We start from the raw sequence: 17,370 nt of genomic DNA on the forward strand, positions 1-17,370 counted from the left end.
GCCATGGGCCGCTCCTACATTGAAACCTGAGCCTGTAGGAGCGGCCCATGGCCGCGATAAACCAAACCCAATCGACTGCATCGGCCGCCCGCCATGGCCGCGATAGCCCTGAGCACCCATAGCTAAGCCCTGCTGCCATACCACCCCCTCTCCCTCCGGGAGAGGGCCGGGGTGAGGGCAAACCCGGACGCCAGACGCCAAGCCCGGCTCCACCCATCACCCCACCCGCACCCAGGCGGCGCCGCGCGGACTAAAGCCCATAGTCCCTGTCCCGAGCGTCCCATGTATCGAATCGGCTTTGCCTGCATGTACCGTCATCCCGAGCGCAGTCTGTCGCTCAAGGCACTGGAGCAGGTCGAGCGGGCCTTCAATACCCGCACCACCACCCTGCGCTGGCTCGGCAGCGTCGAACGCGCCGCCGCCGAGGCCAAGTTGCTGGACGTGGTCACCCACAACCTGGATGCCCAGCTGAGATTCGTCGAGCACGTCGCCGACCTGCCGGACAATCTGCGCATGCTGCGCCTGAGCAGCGATCTGCTGCCCTTCTACAGCCACGCCGAATTCGCCTACTTCTATCGTTCCCAGGAGCTCCAGGCGTTGCTGGAGGATCGCTTCGGCCGGCTGGGCGAACTGGCCCGCCGCCGCGATGTGCGGCTATCGCTGCATCCCGGGCAATTCTGCGTGCTGGGCTCGGATCGCCCCGAGGTGGTGGAAAACAGCCTAAAGGAATTCGAATACCACGCCGACATGATCCGCCTGATGGGCTACGGCCAGAAATTCCAGGACTTCAAGTGCAATGTGCACATCGCCGGCCGCCTGGGCGTGCCCGGCATTCGCGCGATCTGGCCGCGTCTGTCGAGCGAGGCGCGCAACTGCATCACCTTCGAGAACGATGAAAAGACCTACGGCGTCGACGACTGCCTGCAACTGGCCGATCTTGCCCCGGTGGTGCTGGACATCCACCACTGCTGGATCCACGAAGAGGCCTATATCGATCCCTGGGAGCCACGGGTGGCGAGGATCATCGACAGCTGGCGCGGCGTGCGGCCGGCCATGCACTACTCCCAGCCGCCGGAAGCCCTGCTGGAAATGGGCGTCTCGCCCAGCGAGCGGATCGACATCAGACTCCTGCTGCAGCAGATCAGCAAGCGGCTGCTCTATGCCCACAGCGACATGATGTGGAACGACTGGTGCAACCGCTACGCCTGCCAGTTTCTCGACCGCTTCGACATCATGTTCGAGGCCAAGCACAAGAACGTCACGGTGCGGGATTTCTACGATCGCTACCTGGCTGGCGACGGCACGCTGCCGCCGGCGGATCATGGGATTCTGGCGGGCCAGGATGTCGCCAATCCGTAGCCTGGAAGACCGCGCAGCGTTTTCCACAGGTGGGCACTGGCGCCACCCGTGGACAAGGCTGCGCCGTTGTCCAGGCTACGGGAGTCGGTACGTAGGTTGGCGCTGAGACGGCTTCATCGTCGAAGCCCAACAGGGAGCTTCAACCCCGGACACGGTTGGGCTTCGCTGCGCTCAGCGCCAACCTGCGGCGGGGCCTTCATTCGCAACATGCGGCAATGAGCCCGGTGGGCGGTCGGCTGGAAGAACCGCTTAACTCAAGGGTCATCCTTCCGAATCCGATCGTCGCGAGGCCCGCCATGCCGACCCGTCGCCATTTCCTGCAGACCACCACCGCCCTGGCCGCCGCGGTCACCGCCGCGTCCTGGCTGTGGCAGAGCGCCCAGGCCGCCGAGCCGCTGCTGACCCGCAAGATCCCGCGCAGCGGCGAAGTCCTGCCCGTCATCGGCCTGGGCACCTCGGGCAATCTCGATGTCGAGCTGAACGACGCCGCCCTGGCGCCATTGCAGGAGGTACTCAAGGCGTTGCTCGACGGCGGCGGCACCCTCATCGACACCGCGCCCAGCTATGGCAATTCCGAACGGGTGGCCGGCGAGCTGGTGAAGCGGGTCCAGGCTCGCGAGCGGGTCTTTCTCGCCACTAAGGTGTCGGCCAGCGGGCGCGAACGCGGCGCGGCGCAACTGGCCGCCAGCTTCAAGGCCCTGCAGAGCGAACGCCTGGATCTGGTCCAGGTGCACAACCTGCAGGACACCGCCAACCAGCTGGCCCTGCTGCGCGAACAGCAGCAGGCCGGCAAGGTGCGCTATATCGGCGTCACCCACTATCGCGAAGCGGCGCTGGACGATCTGCTGGCCACGCTGCAAAAGGAGAAGGTCGACTTCGTGCAGTTCAACTATTCGGTGGGCGAGCGCGAAGCCGAGAAACGCCTGCTGCCCTATTGCCGCGACCAGGGCATCGCCGTGCTGATCAATCGCCCCTTCCAGCGCGGCAATCTGCTCTCCGGTACCCGTGGCAAGCCGCTGCCAGCCCTGGCCGCCGAACTGGGCGCGACCAGTTGGGCGCAACTGCTGCTCAAGTTCATCCTCGCCGACCCGGCGGTGACCGCGGTGATCCCGGCCACCAGCAACCCACGCTACATGATCGATAACCTCCAGGCCGGTCGCGGTCGCCTGCCCGATGCGCGCCAGCGTGAGGCCATCGCCGGGCTGTTCGCCTAGATGAAGGATTGGCTCGGTCGCGTCCTCGACGCCCGCGCCGGCGAGTCGTCCGCGGCCCTGGCGGGCTTTGCGCTGTTTCTCTGCCTGTTCGCCGGCTACTTCATGCTGCGGCCGATCCGCGAGGCCATGGGCATTGCCGGTGGCGTGGAGAATCTGCAGTGGCTGTTCACCGCCACCTTCCTGGTGATGCTGCTCGCCGTGCCGCTGTTCGCCTGGCTCAACTCGCGGGTGGCGCGGATTCGCTTCGTCGACTGGGTCTATGGCTGCTTCGCCCTCAACCTGCTGGCGTTCGCCGCCTGCTTCGCCAGCCTGGGCGACAGCGTCTGGCTGGCGCGTGCCTTCTATGTCTGGATATCGGTCTACAACCTCTTCGTGGTCTCGGTGGCCTGGAGTCTGATGGCCGATGTCTTCGACGGCGCCCAGGCGCGGCGGCTGTTCGCCTTCATCGCCGCCGGGGCCAGTGTCGGCGGGCTGCTCGGGCCAGCGCTGGCCGCCGCCCTGGCGCCCCGGGTCGGCGAGGCGGGGCTGGCGCTGCTGGCCGCCGCGCTGCTGCTCCTGGCGCTCAGGCTCAAGGCCTACCTGATGGGCTGGCGCGAGACCCGGGGCGCCGGACGCCCCGGCGCGCCGCCGACCGAGAGTCCGCGGCGCCCGGTGGCCGGCAATCCCTTCAGCGGCCTGACCCGGGTGCTCGCCTCCCCCTATCTGCTGGCGGTGAGCGCCTTCGTCATCCTGCTGGCCACGGTCAGTACCTTTCTCTACTTCGAACAGGCGCGGCTGGTGGCCGAGCTGTTTCCCGAGCGTGCCCGCCAGGTCCAGGTGTTCGGCCTGCTGGACTTCGTGGTTCAGGCCGGCGCCCTGGCCAGCCAGGTGCTGATCACCGGCCGCCTGGCCCAGCGCCTCGGGGTGCGGGTGCTCCTGGCCGGGGTGCCGCTGCTGATGTGCATCGGCTTCCTGGGGCTGGCGCTGCTGCCCACCTTCGCCATGCTGGCGGGGCTGATGATCGTCAGGCGGATCGGCGAATACGCCTTCATCCGCCCGGGCCGCGAGATGCTCTTCGCGCCGCTGGACGCCGAGACCCAGTACAAGGCCAAGAACTTCATCGACACCGTGGTCTATCGCGCCGGTGACGCCGCCAGTGGCTGGGCCAAGAGTCTGCTGGACCTGCTCGGCCATGGCGCCTGGCTGCCGGCGCTGGTGGGCGCCGGTTGCGCGGCGCTCTGGGCCTGGCTCGGCTTCTACCTGGGCCGGCGGGCGGACCAGGCGGCCCAGGCCGACGAAGCGGAGCGGCGCTGAATACTGGCTGAATCGTTGTAGCCGGAAACAACCCGGGGCTCCGAGAGGCGCCCTGCAGGGTGCTAAGGTAAGGCCTTCTTCCTGCCTCAAGGCCCTCCATGTTCCGCTCCCGCGCCATGATGTACCTGGTCCTGTTCGCCCTGCACCTGTTCATCGGCCTCAGTGTCATCGGTGACCTCGGGCTGTCGCCTGTCGCCCAACTGCCGTTCTGGGCCCTGCTGATCCTGTCCTTCGTGCTGGTGCCCCTGGGCTTTCGCTCGCGGGACATGAACTCGCGCCTGCTGGCCTGGGCGGCGCTGATCGCCATGGGCGTGTTTTCCAGCCTGGCGGTGTTCAGTCTGCTGCGCGGGCTGGTGGTGGCGCTCGCCAGCCTGGTCGGCCACCCGCTGGACGCCGCCTGGCGCGTCGGCAGCGCCTGGGTGGTGCTGGGGCTGGTGCTGCTGGTGGCGCTGCGCAGCGTCTACAACGCCCGCCGTACCGCCAAGGTCAAGGAGGTGGACGCGGTCTTGCCGACGCTCCCCGCTGGCCTGGACGGGCTGCGCATCGTCCAGCTCAGCGACCTGCACATCGGCCCGACCATCAAGGCCGGCTATCTGCAGCGCATCGTCGAGCGGGTCAACGGTCTGGATGCCGACCTGGTGGCCATCACCGGTGACCTGGTGGACGGCAAGGTGGCCGAACTGCGCCAGGAATTCCTGCCGCTGCAACAACTCAAGGCGCGCCTGGGCACCTACGCCATCACCGGTAATCACGAATACTATTCCGGCGCCGAAGCCTGGGTACGCACCTGGCGCGAGCAGGGCCTGACCGTGCTGCTCGACGAGCATCGCGTGCTACAGCACCAGGGCACGCCCTTCGTACTGGCCGGCATCACCGACTACTCGGCGCCGCTCTATGTGCCCAGCCACCGCAGCGACGCCGCGACCGCCTTCGCCAACGCCCCGCAAGGGCTGTTCCGCCTGCTGCTGGCCCACCAGCCGCGCTCGGCGCCCAAGGCCGCCGCCGCTGGCGCCGACCTGCAGCTCTCCGGCCACACCCACGGCGGCCAGTTCTGGCCCTGGATGCACTTCGTGCGCCTGCAGCAACCCTGGGTCGCCGGCATCCACCGCCTGGATCGGTTGACCGTCTACATCAGCCGCGGCACCGGCTACTGGGGCCCACCGCTGCGATTCGGCGCGCCGAGCGAGATCACCCTGATCAGGTTGCGGCGGGGGTAGGGTTGGCCCTGATAGCCCCCTTGAACAGCCGCTGTTCGATGAAGTCGACGAACACCCGGACCTTGGGAGAAAGATGGCGACTGGAAGGCCAGAGCGCCCAGAACTGGCCTTCGTCCTGGGTATAGGCATCCAGCAGCGTCTCCAGCCGGCCCGCCGCGAGGGCCTCTCGGACCAGGAAGTCCGGCATGAAGGCAATGCCATGGCCGTCCTGCGCCGCCATGAGGATAGCTTCCATGTTGTTGAGGACCAGGGTGGTCGGCAGGTGCAGACGGCTAAGCAGTGGGTCGGCTGACAGGCTCCACTCCATGATCTTGCCGGTAGTCACGAAGCGGTAGCGTAGACAGTCATGCCGCTCCAGGTCTGCCAGGGCAGTGGGATGCCCGCGCCTTTGTAAATAGCCGGGTGCGGCACACAGCACGAAGCGGAAGGGTCCCAGGCGCCGGGCCATCAACTTGTTATCGGCCAGACCACCGCTGCGGATGACCACATCGAAGCCTGCGTCGATCACGTCGACCAGTTCGTCGTTGAAATCCAGCTCCAGCTCGATCTCCGGATAGTGTTGGCGAAAGAGCGCGAGGTGCGGGAGCAGGAAACGGTAGCCGATGGTCGGCAGACTGACCTTGAGCCGACCCTGGGGCGTCCGCGCCGCCTGGGAGAGTAGCGCCCTGGCATCTTCCAGCTCATCCAGAGCGCGCTTGCAGCGCTCGTAGAACAGGGCGCCTTCCGGCGTGAGACTGACCTTGCGTGTGCTCCGATGAAACAGTCGCACCTGCAGCGAGGCTTCGAGCTTGGCCACGTTCTTGCCGACGGCGGAGGCCGAGATGCCCATGGCCTGGCCGGCATTGACGAAACTTAAGGCATCCGCGGTCTTCACGAAGGCGACCAGGCTGGTCAGGCTATCCATTTCGATTGAATCCTTTTGCTCCGTTATCAGTGGATCTTAGTCCTGTTTATCCCTGATTGCGTCCTGGATAAGGTAGATGAAACTCCATCGCGCGCTCACCCCGGCAGTTTGGCCAATTGTCGAATCCGCAGGACTCTCTTCATGTACAGGTCTACAGCCGTGGCCATGCCCACGGCGCCCGCTCGCTATCCGATCGTCTTCGCCATCTGCCTGGCCGCCTTGGTATTACCGCTGAGTTTCACGGGCGGCGCGGTGGCAACGCCTACCATAGGCGCAGCGTTGCATGCGGATGCCGTGGCCATGGCCTGGATCACCAATGCCTTCATGCTCAGTTTCGGCAGCCTGCTCATGGCCGCGGGAACCCTGGCCGATCGCTATGGCCGCAAGCGACTCTTTCTCGCCGGTGTGGTGAGCTTCACCCTGGTCTCCCTGCTGCTTGCGATGGCCCCTTCGATCCTCTGGTTCGACGGCTTGCGAGCCGCTCAGGGCGTTGCGGCAGCCGCAGCCTTGGCGGGAGGCAGTGCGGCTCTGGCGCAGGAATTCGAGGGGCCGGCGCGCACGCGCGTCTTCAGCCTGCTCGGCACGACCTTTGGACTGGGGCTGGCCTTCGGCCCGTTGCTTACCGGGATCTTGCTGGACGAATGGGGCTGGCGGGCCATCTTCCTGAGTATCGCCTTGCTGGCCGGCAGTGCCGCGCTGGTCGCCTGGAAATGGTTACGAGAGAGTCGCGATCCACAGGCGAGTCAGCTCGATTTCCCGGGGGTACTGTACTTCTCCTGTACGCTGATCGCCTTCACCTCCGCCATCATCCTGGGACCACGCGAGGGATGGACCTCGCTGGCAGTGACGTCCTTGCTCCTTCTTGCAACGCTCGGTTTGCTGCTGTTCGTACGCAGGCAGCTGAGGAGTGAACGCCCGATGCTGGAGTTACGGCTGTTTCGCCTGCCGCGCTTTCTCGGTGTGCAGCTGCTGCCCATCGGTACCTGCGTCTGCTACATCGTGTTCATCGTCCTGTTGCCCCTGCGACTGATCGGTGTAGAAGGTCTGGGGGCGACCCAGGCGGGCCTGATTTTGCTGGCCTTGACCCTGCCGCTGCTGGTGCTCCCCCTACTGGCGGCCTGGCTGACGCGCTGGCTGCCTGCCGGTTATCTCTGCGGCCTCGGCTTCCTGCTCGCGGCAGCGGGTCTCATGGCGCTCAGCGGCCTCCCCCTGGGTGGGGCACTGCTGCCGCTGCTGCTGTGCTTGACCGTGATCGGCGTGGGGACCGGGCTGCCTTGGGGGCTGATGGATGGCCTGGCGCTCAGTGTCGTCCCCAAGGAGCGTGCCGGCATGGCGGCCGGTATCTTCAATACCACTCGAGTCGCGGGGGAGGGGGTAGCCTTGGCGCTGGCTTTGGCGGTCTTGAGCTGCTTGATAGAAAGGCATCTCACCCAGGCGCTGGCCGATTGGTCTGTCCCGGCGAGGCAGGCGTTGGCTCAGCAAGCGGCGATGGGCGATCTCAAGAATTTACCTCCGGCTATGTCTGGCGTGCTCCAACGTGCTTACTTGCATAGCTTCGACACCCTGCTGCAAGGCGCGAGTCTCATGACCGCGCTGATTGGGTTGATCACCTTGGTGATGCTGAGGCCCATACGCGCGAAATAGAGCGATCTGACAGACCTGGGCTACTGGGATATCCCGTCAAACGGCGGCGGGATGATCCTGATCGGCGTCACTATCGACGACTGCAGCTCGACCCGGGGCGTGAGCTGAAATCCGTGAACTACACGGAAAAGTCCCTTGCCCTCATGGCGTAAGTTCTTATCCTCACCTCAATTTCACCCGGACGCCCCAGCGTTCAAGGACCAACTGCAACACGGATAAGGATGTATCGCCATGACGAGGACAGTGGCTTTCTTGCTGGTCCCCGAGGTGCTGATGCTGGATTTCGCCGGGCCGGTGGAGGTGTTTTCCATCGCCAATCGCTATCTGGCCGCGGCTGACCACTATCGCATCGTGACCATTGCCGCCGGGCGGCGACGGACCCTGCGTTGTTCCAATGGCATGACGATACGCACGGAGCTCACCACCCAGCAGCCACCTGGGACCTATGACCTGCTGCTGGTGCCCGGTGGGCCGGGGGCCTATCTGGAGCCCCATCCGGACGTCGCGGCCTGGCTGCGCCAGGTGCCTGCGCAGTGCGCGCGCTACGGGGCGGTCTGCACCGGGACCTTTCTGCTCGGTAGCGCCGGCCTGCTCGATGGCCGGCGGGTGACCACCCACTGGAATTATCGCGAGCGCCTGGCGCGGCGCTTTCCCCGTGCCCAGGTGACCGCCGACGACATCTACCTGAGCGATGGACCGCTGCTGAGCTCGGCCGGGGTCACCGCCGGCATCGACCTGGCGCTGGCGCTGGTGGCCGAGGACCATGGCAAGGTCATCGCCCGGGAGGTGGCCAAGGTGCTGGTGGTGGTGACCCAGCGGCAGGGCAAGCAGGCCCAGTTCAGTCCGCTGTTCGACGAACCGGAGGCGGCCACCGCCATCACCCGGGTGCAGCACCACGTCGTGGCGAACATCGACCAGGCCTATTCGATCAGCCGGCTCGCCGAGCTGGCGACCATGGGCACCCGCAACTTCGCCCGGGTGTTCAAGCGCGACACCGGCATGACGCCGCTGGAATTCGTCCTGCGGGCGCGCATCGATCACGCCCGTGGATTGCTGGAGACCTCCGAGCTGCCGCTGAAGACGGTGGCCTTTCGCAGCGGCTTCGCCAGCGACCGCTGCATGCGCGCTGCCTTCCAGAGCCATCTGGGCCTGACCCCGGCGCAGTACCGCTATCAATTCAGCTGAAATCGGCGGCTGATGGCGGTATCACGCCCATCGATGGCAGCTTCTGGCCGTAGATCGTCGTACAACCTGCCTGGGCAGCGGCCAGAATGGTCCTACCTATCGGCTAAGGAGTGGCGCAGACGCCCGCGGGCGCCGGGAAGGAGTACCCCCGGCGACCCATGGCGGCGTGGCGCGGCATGGTCATGCAAGAGCTCAAGTCCCTGGAAGACGCCAGTGCCTTCCGCTTCTGCGGCCTGGTCCTGGATGCGCGACGGCGCCTGCTGCTGGATGGCGAGCGCGCGCTGCCCCTGAGCGGGCGGGCGCTGGACATCCTGCGGGTGCTGCTGGAACACCCCGGCGAACTGGTCGCCAAGCAGACCCTGATGACGAGGGTCTGGCCCGGGAGCGTCGTCGAGGACATCAATCTGCGGGTGCACATCTCGGCCCTGCGCCGGGTGCTGCGGCCCTACAGCACCGACGATCCCATCCTCAGCGTCCGTCAGCGCGGCTACGGCTTCGTGCCGCCGGTGGAGCGGCTGGGCGAAGGCGACCTGGCACCCCTGGTGGAGACGTCACCGCCGCTGACGCCCCTGGAGGGTCGCGCGACGAGTCTGGCCGAATTGCGCCGGTTGCTCGCCCAGCGGCGGCTGGTGTCGGTGGTCGGTCCGGGCGGCATCGGCAAGTCGCTGCTGGTCCAGCATCTGCTGCCGGCGCTGGGCGAGCGCTTTGCCGACGGTGTGCAGGTCGTCGACCTGGCCGCCCTCGGCCACGTCATGGCGCTGGTCGAACGACTCGCGAGCGATCTGGGGCTGGCCAGCGGCGGCGGTCTGCCGGCGTTGCAGGAGGCCCTGGCCAATCGCCGAATGCTGCTGGTGCTGGATAACAGCGAGCGCCTGGTGGAGCCCTGCGCCTGGCTGGTGGAGCGCCTGCTGCAAGGCTGTCCGCAGCTCAGGGTGCTGGTCACCAGTCGCGAAGCCCTGCGCGTGGAAGGCGAGGCGGTGTTGCGCCTGGCGCCCCTGGCCGTGGCCGCACAACCTGAGCGACAGCTGCGCGAGGCCATGCGCGAACCGGCCTTTCGCCTGTTCGTCCGACGCGCCCGGGCGCGGCTACCGGGGCTGCAACTGCAGCCGGCCGACGTGCAACTGGTCGGCGAGATCTGCCGACGCAGCGAGGGCGTGCCCCTGGCGCTGGAGATCCTCGCCGAGCAGGTGGCGGCCCAGGGCCTGAACGGAGTGCTGGCTCAACTCGAAGGCGGCTACTACCTCAGTGTTCAGGGGCGGCGGACCGCGGCGCAGCGGCAACGCAGTCTCGGTGCCATGCTGGACTGGAGTCTGCACAGCCTGGGCGAGTCGGAATTCGCGGTGCTGGCGACCCTGGCCGAGGCCGGCGAGCGCTTCAGTCGCAGCGAGGCCCTGGCGCTGGCGGCGCAGCGCGGGCTGGAGGAGGCGCACTTCATCCCCCTGCTGGGGCAACTGGTGGAGAAGTCGCTGATCCTGGTTGAAGGCAGCGGGGCGACGCTAGGCTACCGCCTGCTCGCCATGCTGCGGCTGCATCTGCGGCAGTTCCGCCAGCAACCGCCGCTCCAGGGCCTGTTGCTGCCAGGCCAGCGGCGGGATCCCGATGGCGCGGGTGAATACCCGGCTCAGATGCGCCTGATCGAAGAAGCCGCATTCCAGGGCGATCGCCGCCAGGGGTAATTCGCGCTCGGCGAGCAGTTGCCGGGCGCGGTCGATGCGCTGCTGCCTTAGCCATTCCAGCGGGGCGAGTCCGGCACTGAGCTTGAACTGGCGGGTGAAGTGACTGCGCGACAGGCCGCAGACGGAGGCGACCTGGCTGACGCTGATACCGCGCTCCAGATGCTGCAGCAGGACGTCCTTGGCCAGCCGTTCCTGCCAGGCGGCCAAACCGATCAGTCGGGTGCTGGATAGAGCCAGGGTGCTATCGACGGTCATGGACATGGCGCTCTCCCTATCAAACCAGCCGCGTAGCGCGACCGTCCGGATGAGAATGATTCCCTGCAGTTGTCTGACGTGCGAGTTGGCTATCGTTAATTAGCGTTAAGGCGGCAACGCGCTAGACGCAATACTGTCGCGCCGGAGCTGGCCGAGGGTGTCGCCGGGCCAGCAGGTGCCAGCCCAGCAGGGCGAGGCCGAGCAGTCCGGCGAGCAGCAGGGGCGCCGGGCCATAGGCCTGGAGTCTGTCGAGCAGGGTCAGGATGTGTTCTTCGAACAGCTTCCCCAGGGCCAGGCCGGAGCCGATCCACAGGGTGGCACCGCCCAGATCGTAGGCCAGGAACCGTCGCAGGGGCATGGCACTGGCACCGGCGCTGAGGGTAGCGAGGGCCGCGGCGCCGGGGACGAACTTGGCCACCAGCAGCAGGCCGGGCAGGCGGGTGGCGGCCGGGACCTGCTGGCCGGGCAGATGGCGCAGCAGCCAGGCACCATGCCGCCGGCCGGCCCAGTACCAGAGCAGGTCGGCCAGGCCGGTGACCGCGACGGTAGCCAGCAGCGCCAGGAGCAATTCGGCTTCATCGGCCGCGGCGCCCATCACCACCAGCGACGGATAGGCCGGTACCGGCAGGCCCAGCTGTTCGCCGAAGACGTTCAGCGTCAGCCAGAGGGTGGCGTTACCGGCCACCAGGGAGGTCAGGGCTTGGGTGCTCATGGCGCGTTCTCGGCAAGGGGAGGCCGTTGGAGCGGCCTCCTAGCGCAAACGGGACCTACGATCTCGCGAGCAAATCGTAGTCAGGGCATTTGCGGCAGTTCGTTGGGCCGCAGATCGAACACCAGCACCTCGGCATCGGAGCCGTGGGCCAGCTGCAGCTCGCGTTCGCCGCGCAGCCTGGCGCCGTCACCGGACTGCAGCAGGACGCCATTCAGCTCCAGGCTGCCGCGGGCGACGTGCACATAGGCATGGCGCTCGGGAGCCAGTTGCAGGCTGGCGCCTTCGCTGCCGTCGAACAGGCCGGCGTAGACCCGGGCGTCCTGGCGCACTTCCAGCGAACCTTCGCTGCCGTCCGGCGAGATGATCAGGGCCAGGCGGCCACGCTTGGCCTCGGCGCTGAAGTGCTGCTGCTGGTAGCGCGGTTCGGCGCGGCGCACGTTGGGCACGATCCAGATTTGCAGGAAGTGCACGCTCTCGCGCTCCGAGTGGTTGTACTCGCTGTGGCTGACGCCGCTGCCGGCGCTCATCAGCTGGACGTCACCGGGGCGGATCACCGAACCGGTGCCCAGGCTGTCCTGGTGCTCCAGGGCGCCTTCGAGCACATAGGAGAAGATCTCCATGTCGCGGTGCGGGTGCTCGCCAAAACCCTGGCCCCCGGTCACGGTGTCGTCGTTGATCACCAGCAGGTCGGAAAAGCCCTGTTCCGCCGGATTGCGATAGCTGGCGAAGGAAAAGGTGTGGAAGGACTTGAGCCAGCCGTGGTTGGCGGCGCCGCGATCGGAAGCTTTACGAATGGCCAGCATGATGAGGCTCCTTGTCTGAGTGGGGCGCGGTCTGTTCCGACGCCATGGAAGTCATCCTACTGTGGCGCCTAGGTTTGATTAACGAGCTGGAAGGAGAATGGTCGTCCTGTTCTGGTTGACGATGGCCTTGGCTGGGTTGCGTCACCTGCTGCGCCGCGCTCATTGAACCTGGCGCTGACCGGCTGGCCAGAGCCGGACGGTCAGCGCCAGCAGGGCGGTCGCCAGCGCCAGACCGGCGACGCCGCTCCAGCCCAGCCGGGCCAGCAGCAGACTGCCCAGGGCCGCGCCGCTGGCCATGCCGATGAACATGCCGGTGAAGAGCACCGCGTTGAGCCGGCTGCGCGCCTCGGGTTCCAGGCCGTAGACCTGGGCCTGGTGGGCGATCAGGGTGGCCTGGACGCCCAGGTCGAAGATCACCGTCGCCAGCGCCAGCAGTACCAGACCGGCCACGCCCGGCAACCAGGGCAGCAGAAGCAGGCTGGCGAAGGCCAGGGCCGCCAGGCCGATGCCCAGGCGCGTCACCCATTCCGAGCCATGGCGATCCGCCAGGCGGCCGGCCCAGGGTGCGGCCAGGGCACCGGCGGCACCGGCCAGGCCGAAGGCGCCGGCGGCGGCGCTGCCCAGCTGGAAGGGCCCGGCGTGCAGATAGAGGGCGAGGGTCGACCAGAAGGCACTGAAGCCCACCGCCAGCAGCCCTTGCGCCAGGGTCGCCCGGCGCAGCGCGGCATGCCGGCGCCAGAGCGCGCCCAGGGAGCCGAGCAGGGCCGGATAGCTGAGTCGGGTGGTGGCGGCGAAGGCGGGCAGGCCGCGCCACACCGCCACGCCGATGGCGGCGATGCTCAGGGCGGCGAGCAGATAGACCGCCCGCCAGCCGAACCACTCGCCCACCAGGCCGCTGACCACCCGGGACAGCAGAATGCCCAGCAGCAGGCCGGTCATCACCGTGCCGACGATGCGCCCGCGCGCGGCCGGCGGCGCCAGGGTCGCGGCGGCCGGTACCAGGTCCTGGGCCACGGTGGCGGCCAGCCCGGTCACCAGGCTGGCCAGCAACAGCCCGTGCAGCCCCGGCGCCAGGCTGGCGCCCAGCAATGCCAGCAGCAACACGGCCAGCTTGGCCAGGATGATGCGGCGGCGGTCGAAGCGATCACCCAGGGGGGCCAGCAGCAGCAGCCCCAAGGCATAGCCGAGCTGGGTGAGGGTGGGGATCAGTCCCACGTCGGCAGCGGGCGCAGGCAGGGCACCCGCGAGAATGCCGAGCAGCGGCTGGCTGTAATAGAGGTTGGCCACGCTCAGCCCGGCGCCGGTGGCCAGCAGGCCGAGCAGGGCAGGGGACAGGCTGGCAGCTTGAGGTGAGGTACGGCTATGCGGGAGGGGAATGTCGGTCATGGCGGCTCATCCGGTGGGAAGACGATGAACGCATTCTTCACCAGAGTCGTCGCCATCTGTAGCCGAGCGTCGGGTACAGGGGGTATACGTAGGCCGTATGAACACCACCTTTACCCATGACCGTCTCGATCTGCTGGAAACCTTCGTGCGCATCGTCGAGGCCGGCAGCCTGTCGGCGGCGGCACGCCAGCTCGGCACCACCCAGCCCACCATCAGTCGGCGCCTGCAGGCGCTGGAGGCCGCGCTGCAGGTGCGCCTGGTGCAGCGCTCGACCCACGCCCTGCGCCTGACCGAGGATGGCCAGCGCTGCTATCGCCAGGCCCAGCAACTGCTCGGCGACTGGCAGGCCTTCGCCGCCGCCCTGCACGGCGCCCATGCCGAGCCCGTAGGCCGGCTGCGGGTGGTAATGCCCCATGCCTTCGGCCAGGAGCAGTTGCTCGATCCGCTGGAGACCTATCTGCGGCGCTATCCGGGGATGCAGGTGGACTGGGTGCTCAGCGACCGGGCGCCGAATTTCGTCGCCGATGGCGTCGACTGCGCCATCCGGGTGGGGGTGGTGGAGGATCCGGACACCGTGGCGGTGCGCCTGGGCGACGTCCAGCGCATCCTGGTGGCGGCGCCGGAGCTGGCAGGCACCCTGCAGGCACCGGAGGAGCTGACGGCGCTGCCCTGGATCGCCATGACCCAGTTCTACCAGACCGAACTGCGCCTGCAACTGGGCGCCACTGGCGAAAGTCGGCTGGTCCCCTTGCGGCCACGGCTGGCCACCGAGAGTCTCTTCGTCGCCCGGCATGCCGCGGTGCGCGGCCTGGGTTGCACGGCGCTGTCGCACTGGATGGTGCGCGAGGACGTCGCCGCGGGGCGCCTGGTGCACCTGCTCCCCGAGTGGCAGGCGGCGCCCCTGCCGCTCTATCTCATCTATCCCTATGCCCGCGTCTATCCGGCGCGGCTGCGCCTGTTTCTCGAGCTGGTGCGCGAGGCCTGCGCCAGGATGCTGGATGTGACGGCGCCCGCCTGAACGCAAGGATCGGGCGGGCGCAACGAGCGAGGGCGATCAGGCGAGGCGGGCCGCCCGCACCGGCTGCCGGCCATCCAGGCTCAGGGCCCCGGCGCCGAAGGCGGCCACCTGCAGCAGGCCACCGGCGATGGCGACGTTCTTGAGGAAGTGGATCAGCTGGTTCTGGTCGGCGAACTGGCTGTGGAACACCAGGGCGGTGACCAGGGTGAAGGCGGCCATGGCCAGGGCCACCGGACGGGTGCGGTAGCCGATCAGCAAGAGACTGGCGAGGCCCAGCTCCACCGCCAGGGCGCCCAGGTAGGCGAGGTCCGGGAAGGGCAGGCCCATGGCGGCGATGTAGCCCTTGGTGGCCGCCGGGGCGAGCAGTTTGCCCACGCCGCTGAACAGGAAGAGGCTGGCGAGCAGCAGGCGGCCGGTGGTGGCGGTGAGGGCTTGGGTGTTCATCGTCGACTGTCCTTGGTGAGGTTCGGCATCCGGCGTGGATGCGATGGGGCTAGATTACTGTCCACCCTCGATTCGATTAAGTGGCCGTGCCACGTTTAATAGTCTCTCAGGAGTTGACTATTCCCAGCGCCCGGGTCCGCACTGTGACCTGAATCCTTTCACCTGCACGCCACAGCACAGGCGTACAAAAACCAGCACAGACGTCCAAGGCCGCCTGCCGTCGTCCGGGTGAAAGTCCGCTCCATCGACGGCGCGGGGCTTCTCTCGCAGCCGACTCTTTCAGCGGGAGGCTGGGCCATGCGCGAGGCGCGGTTGGATCTGGGACTGGTGTTCCTGCGCCTGGGGGGCGCCGGACTGCTCCTGGCGGTGCATGGCCTGCCCAAGGCGCTGCATTTCCGCCAGCAACTCGGCCTGATCGAGGACCCGCTGCATCTGGGCGCCTGGCCGACCCTGGGTTTCGCGGTCTTCGCCGAGGTCGTCTGCCCGCTGCTGATCGCCCTGGGCTGGGCGACGCGCCTGGCCTGCCTGCCGATCCTCGGCGTGCTGCTGATCGCGCTGCTGGTGGTGCATCCGCAGTGGTCCCTGGAAGAGGGCCAGTTCGGCTGGCTGCTGCTGGTGCTGTTCGGCACCCTGGCGCTCACCGGGCCGGGTCGCTATTCGCTGGAGGCGCGGCTGGCCAGGCGTCATGCCGCCCAGGGCGGTTTCGCGAGGGCGCTGTCATGAGCGCCGCACGCAGGCAGGACCTGCAGCAGGCACGCAGCCGCATCGTCACCCTGGTGATCCGCCACCAGCCCCTGGCCGACCAGCAGGACGCCTACCAGCGCTGGCTGCAGCGCGCGGTCACCGCCGCCCGCGCGGCCTGCGGCCACCTGGGCGTGGATGTCATCCCGCCGGCGGAGGAGGGCGCCGCCTTCACCACCCTGGTGCGCTTCGCCGACGTCGACCAGCTCCAGGCCTGGCTGGCCTCGCCCGAACGCCAGACGCTGATCGCCGAGGTGGCGCCGCTGCTGCGCGAGGCCGATGCCCCCGAGGTGCATGCCGACGCCGAATTCTGGTTCAGCCCGCCACGCCCTGGCGTGCGCCCGCCGCCGGCCTGGAAGCAGGCGGTGCTGACCTACCTGGTCATCGCGCCCCTGACCATGCTGATCCCGCCGCTGTGGCAGCCGCTGTTCGCGCGCTATCCCGCGCTGGCCGGCACTGTGCCGAGCAACCTGCTGATCACCCTGTGCATCGTGCCGCTGGTGGTGTTCCTGATCATGCCGAGGGTGAGCCGCCTGTGCGCGCCCTGGCTCAACGCCCGCTCGGGCGCCTTTTCCACTCCTTCCACCCACAGAGGCGAGCAACCATGAGCACCTTCACCACCCGCGACGGCGTCGAGCTCTATTTCAAGGACTGGGGCAGTGGCAAGCCCGTGCTGTTCAGCCATGGCTGGCCGCTGGACGCCGACATGTGGGACTACCAGATGCACCATCTGGCCAGCCACGGCTACCGCGCCATCGCCTTCGACCGCCGCGGTTTCGGGCGCTCCGGCCAGCCGTGGAACGGCTACGACTACGACACCTTCGCCGACGACATCGGCGAGCTGATCGAGCACCTGGATCTGCGCGACGTCACCCTGGTGGGCTTCTCCATGGGCGGTGGCGATGTCAGCCGCTACCTGGCGCGCCACGGCTCGGCGCGCGTCGCCAAGCTGGCGCTGCTCGGCGCCGTCACCCCGCTGTTCGGGCGGAAGCCGGACTTCCCCCAGGGCGTCGACCAGAGCGTCTTCGACGGTATCCGCGGCGGTCTGCTGAAGGACCGCGCCCAGTTCCTCGCCGACTTCGCCCCGGTGTTCTATGGCACCAACCAGGGCCAGACGGTCTCCGCGGGCGTCTTCACCCAGACCCTCAACATCGCCCTGCTGGCCTCGCTCAAGGGCACGGTCGACTGCGTCACCGCCTTCGCGGAAACCGACTTCCGTCCGGACCTGGCCAGGATCGACGTGCCGACCCTAGTGATCCACGGCGATGCCGACCAGGTGGTGCCCTTCGCCACCACCGGCAAGCTGGCCGCCGAGCTGATCCGTGGCGCCGAGCTCAAGGTGTACGCCGGCGCCCCCCACGGCTTCGCGGTGACTCACGCCGAGCAGCTGAACCGCGATCTGCTGGCCTTCGTCGCCCGCTGAGCCTTCCCGGGCGCCTTGCGCCCGGACTTCTGATCCTGGTCCCGGAGGCCACATGCAACACGCCGATCTGATTCTGCACAACGGCAAGCTCCACAC

At 67.9% G+C, this 17,370-nt stretch carries 16 protein-coding genes and 1 pseudogene; 11 read left to right on the forward strand and 6 right to left on the reverse strand.

Annotation, left to right across the window (positions count from 1 at the left end; all coding sequences use genetic code 11):
- Nucleotides 1–282: 282 nt before the first annotated feature.
- The 4 genes from uvsE to QMX82_RS23430 all read left to right on the forward strand — a co-directional run bounded on the left by uvsE (nucleotide 283) and on the right by QMX82_RS23430 (nucleotide 5,083).
- Nucleotides 283–1,359: a UV DNA damage repair endonuclease UvsE gene (gene uvsE, locus QMX82_RS23415; RefSeq protein WP_282288038.1), complete on the forward strand. Its 1,077-nt coding sequence runs from the start codon at nucleotides 283–285 to the stop codon at nucleotides 1,357–1,359.
- Nucleotides 1,360–1,655: 296 nt separating this feature from the next.
- Entirely contained in the window at nucleotides 1,656–2,573 is a 918-nt protein-coding gene (locus tag QMX82_RS23420) for an aldo/keto reductase (protein WP_282288040.1), read from the forward strand.
- Nucleotides 2,574–3,866, forward strand: a complete 1,293-nt coding sequence (locus QMX82_RS23425; protein WP_208693768.1) for an NTP/NDP exchange transporter — start codon at nucleotides 2,574–2,576, stop codon at nucleotides 3,864–3,866. It begins immediately after the preceding gene.
- A gap of 98 nt (nucleotides 3,867–3,964) precedes the next feature.
- A complete protein-coding gene (locus tag QMX82_RS23430) occupies nucleotides 3,965–5,083 on the forward strand; it encodes a metallophosphoesterase (RefSeq protein WP_208693769.1) in 1,119 nt (372 codons plus the stop codon).
- Here QMX82_RS23430 and QMX82_RS23435 read toward each other — a convergent pair.
- Nucleotides 5,064–5,987, reverse strand: coding sequence for a LysR family transcriptional regulator (locus QMX82_RS23435; RefSeq protein ID WP_208693770.1), 924 nt, complete (start codon nucleotides 5,985–5,987; stop codon nucleotides 5,064–5,066). The two genes, QMX82_RS23430 and QMX82_RS23435, sit on opposite strands and share 20 nt — an antisense overlap.
- Nucleotides 5,988–6,128: 141 nt before the next feature.
- Here QMX82_RS23435 and QMX82_RS23440 point away from each other — a divergent pair, with 141 nt between their 5' ends.
- The 3 genes and pseudogenes from QMX82_RS23440 to QMX82_RS23450 form a co-directional block, all read left to right on the forward strand.
- A complete protein-coding gene (locus tag QMX82_RS23440) occupies nucleotides 6,129–7,631 on the forward strand; it encodes an MFS transporter (protein ID WP_261793954.1) in 1,503 nt (500 codons plus the stop codon).
- Nucleotides 7,632–7,862: 231 nt separating this feature from the next.
- Nucleotides 7,863–8,816, forward strand: coding sequence for a GlxA family transcriptional regulator (locus tag QMX82_RS23445; RefSeq protein WP_208693771.1), 954 nt, complete (start codon nucleotides 7,863–7,865; stop codon nucleotides 8,814–8,816).
- 182 nt (nucleotides 8,817–8,998) lie between these two features.
- Nucleotides 8,999–10,000 (forward strand): annotated as a pseudogene (locus QMX82_RS23450) (ATP-binding protein); the annotation flags it as partial.
- Between the two features lie 312 nt (nucleotides 10,001–10,312).
- Here the strand turns inward: QMX82_RS23450 and QMX82_RS23455 are convergent.
- From QMX82_RS23455 to QMX82_RS23470, 4 genes are all read right to left on the reverse strand, one after another.
- Entirely contained in the window at nucleotides 10,313–10,753 is a 441-nt protein-coding gene (locus QMX82_RS23455) for a helix-turn-helix domain-containing protein (protein WP_314566502.1), read from the reverse strand.
- 115 nt (nucleotides 10,754–10,868) lie between these two features.
- The gene (locus tag QMX82_RS23460; protein WP_282288047.1) at nucleotides 10,869–11,459 is read right to left on the reverse strand and encodes a DedA family protein; all 591 of its coding nucleotides are present in this window, start codon (nucleotides 11,457–11,459) and stop codon (nucleotides 10,869–10,871) included.
- Nucleotides 11,460–11,539: 80 nt separating this feature from the next.
- Nucleotides 11,540–12,262 carry a pirin family protein gene (locus QMX82_RS23465; protein WP_282288049.1) on the reverse strand — a complete coding sequence of 241 codons (723 nt, stop codon included), beginning with the start codon at nucleotides 12,260–12,262 and terminating at the stop codon, nucleotides 11,540–11,542.
- A 159-nt stretch (nucleotides 12,263–12,421) separates the two neighbouring features.
- Entirely contained in the window at nucleotides 12,422–13,648 is a 1,227-nt protein-coding gene (locus QMX82_RS23470) for an MFS transporter (protein WP_282288051.1), read from the reverse strand.
- Nucleotides 13,649–13,745: 97 nt separating this feature from the next.
- Here QMX82_RS23470 and QMX82_RS23475 point away from each other — a divergent pair, with 97 nt between their 5' ends.
- Nucleotides 13,746–14,666, forward strand: coding sequence for a LysR family transcriptional regulator (locus QMX82_RS23475; protein ID WP_282288053.1), 921 nt, complete (start codon nucleotides 13,746–13,748; stop codon nucleotides 14,664–14,666).
- 36 nt (nucleotides 14,667–14,702) lie between these two features.
- On the opposite strand, the gene QMX82_RS23480 is transcribed toward QMX82_RS23475, so the two are convergent.
- Nucleotides 14,703–15,110: a DoxX family protein gene (locus QMX82_RS23480; protein ID WP_282288054.1), complete on the reverse strand. Its 408-nt coding sequence runs from the start codon at nucleotides 15,108–15,110 to the stop codon at nucleotides 14,703–14,705.
- A gap of 297 nt (nucleotides 15,111–15,407) precedes the next feature.
- Here QMX82_RS23480 and QMX82_RS23485 point away from each other — a divergent pair, with 297 nt between their 5' ends.
- Genes QMX82_RS23485 through QMX82_RS23495 form a run of 3 tightly spaced genes read left to right on the forward strand, consistent with a single transcriptional unit; the run spans nucleotide 15,408 to nucleotide 17,274 of the window.
- The gene (locus tag QMX82_RS23485; RefSeq protein WP_282288055.1) at nucleotides 15,408–15,833 is read left to right on the forward strand and encodes a DoxX family protein; all 426 of its coding nucleotides are present in this window, start codon (nucleotides 15,408–15,410) and stop codon (nucleotides 15,831–15,833) included.
- On the forward strand, nucleotides 15,830–16,459 hold the full coding sequence (locus QMX82_RS23490; protein WP_282288056.1) for an antibiotic biosynthesis monooxygenase: 630 nt from the start codon (nucleotides 15,830–15,832) through the stop codon (nucleotides 16,457–16,459). Before QMX82_RS23485 ends, QMX82_RS23490 begins: the two co-directional genes overlap by 4 nt.
- Nucleotides 16,456–17,274, forward strand: coding sequence for an alpha/beta fold hydrolase (locus QMX82_RS23495; RefSeq protein ID WP_282288058.1), 819 nt, complete (start codon nucleotides 16,456–16,458; stop codon nucleotides 17,272–17,274). Before QMX82_RS23490 ends, QMX82_RS23495 begins: the two co-directional genes overlap by 4 nt.
- Nucleotides 17,275–17,370 lie beyond the last annotated feature (96 nt).

Source organism: Pseudomonas sp. PS02302 (genome assembly GCF_029959585.1).
GTDB classification, from domain to species: Bacteria; Pseudomonadota; Gammaproteobacteria; order Pseudomonadales; family Pseudomonadaceae; genus Chryseomonas; species Chryseomonas aestiva.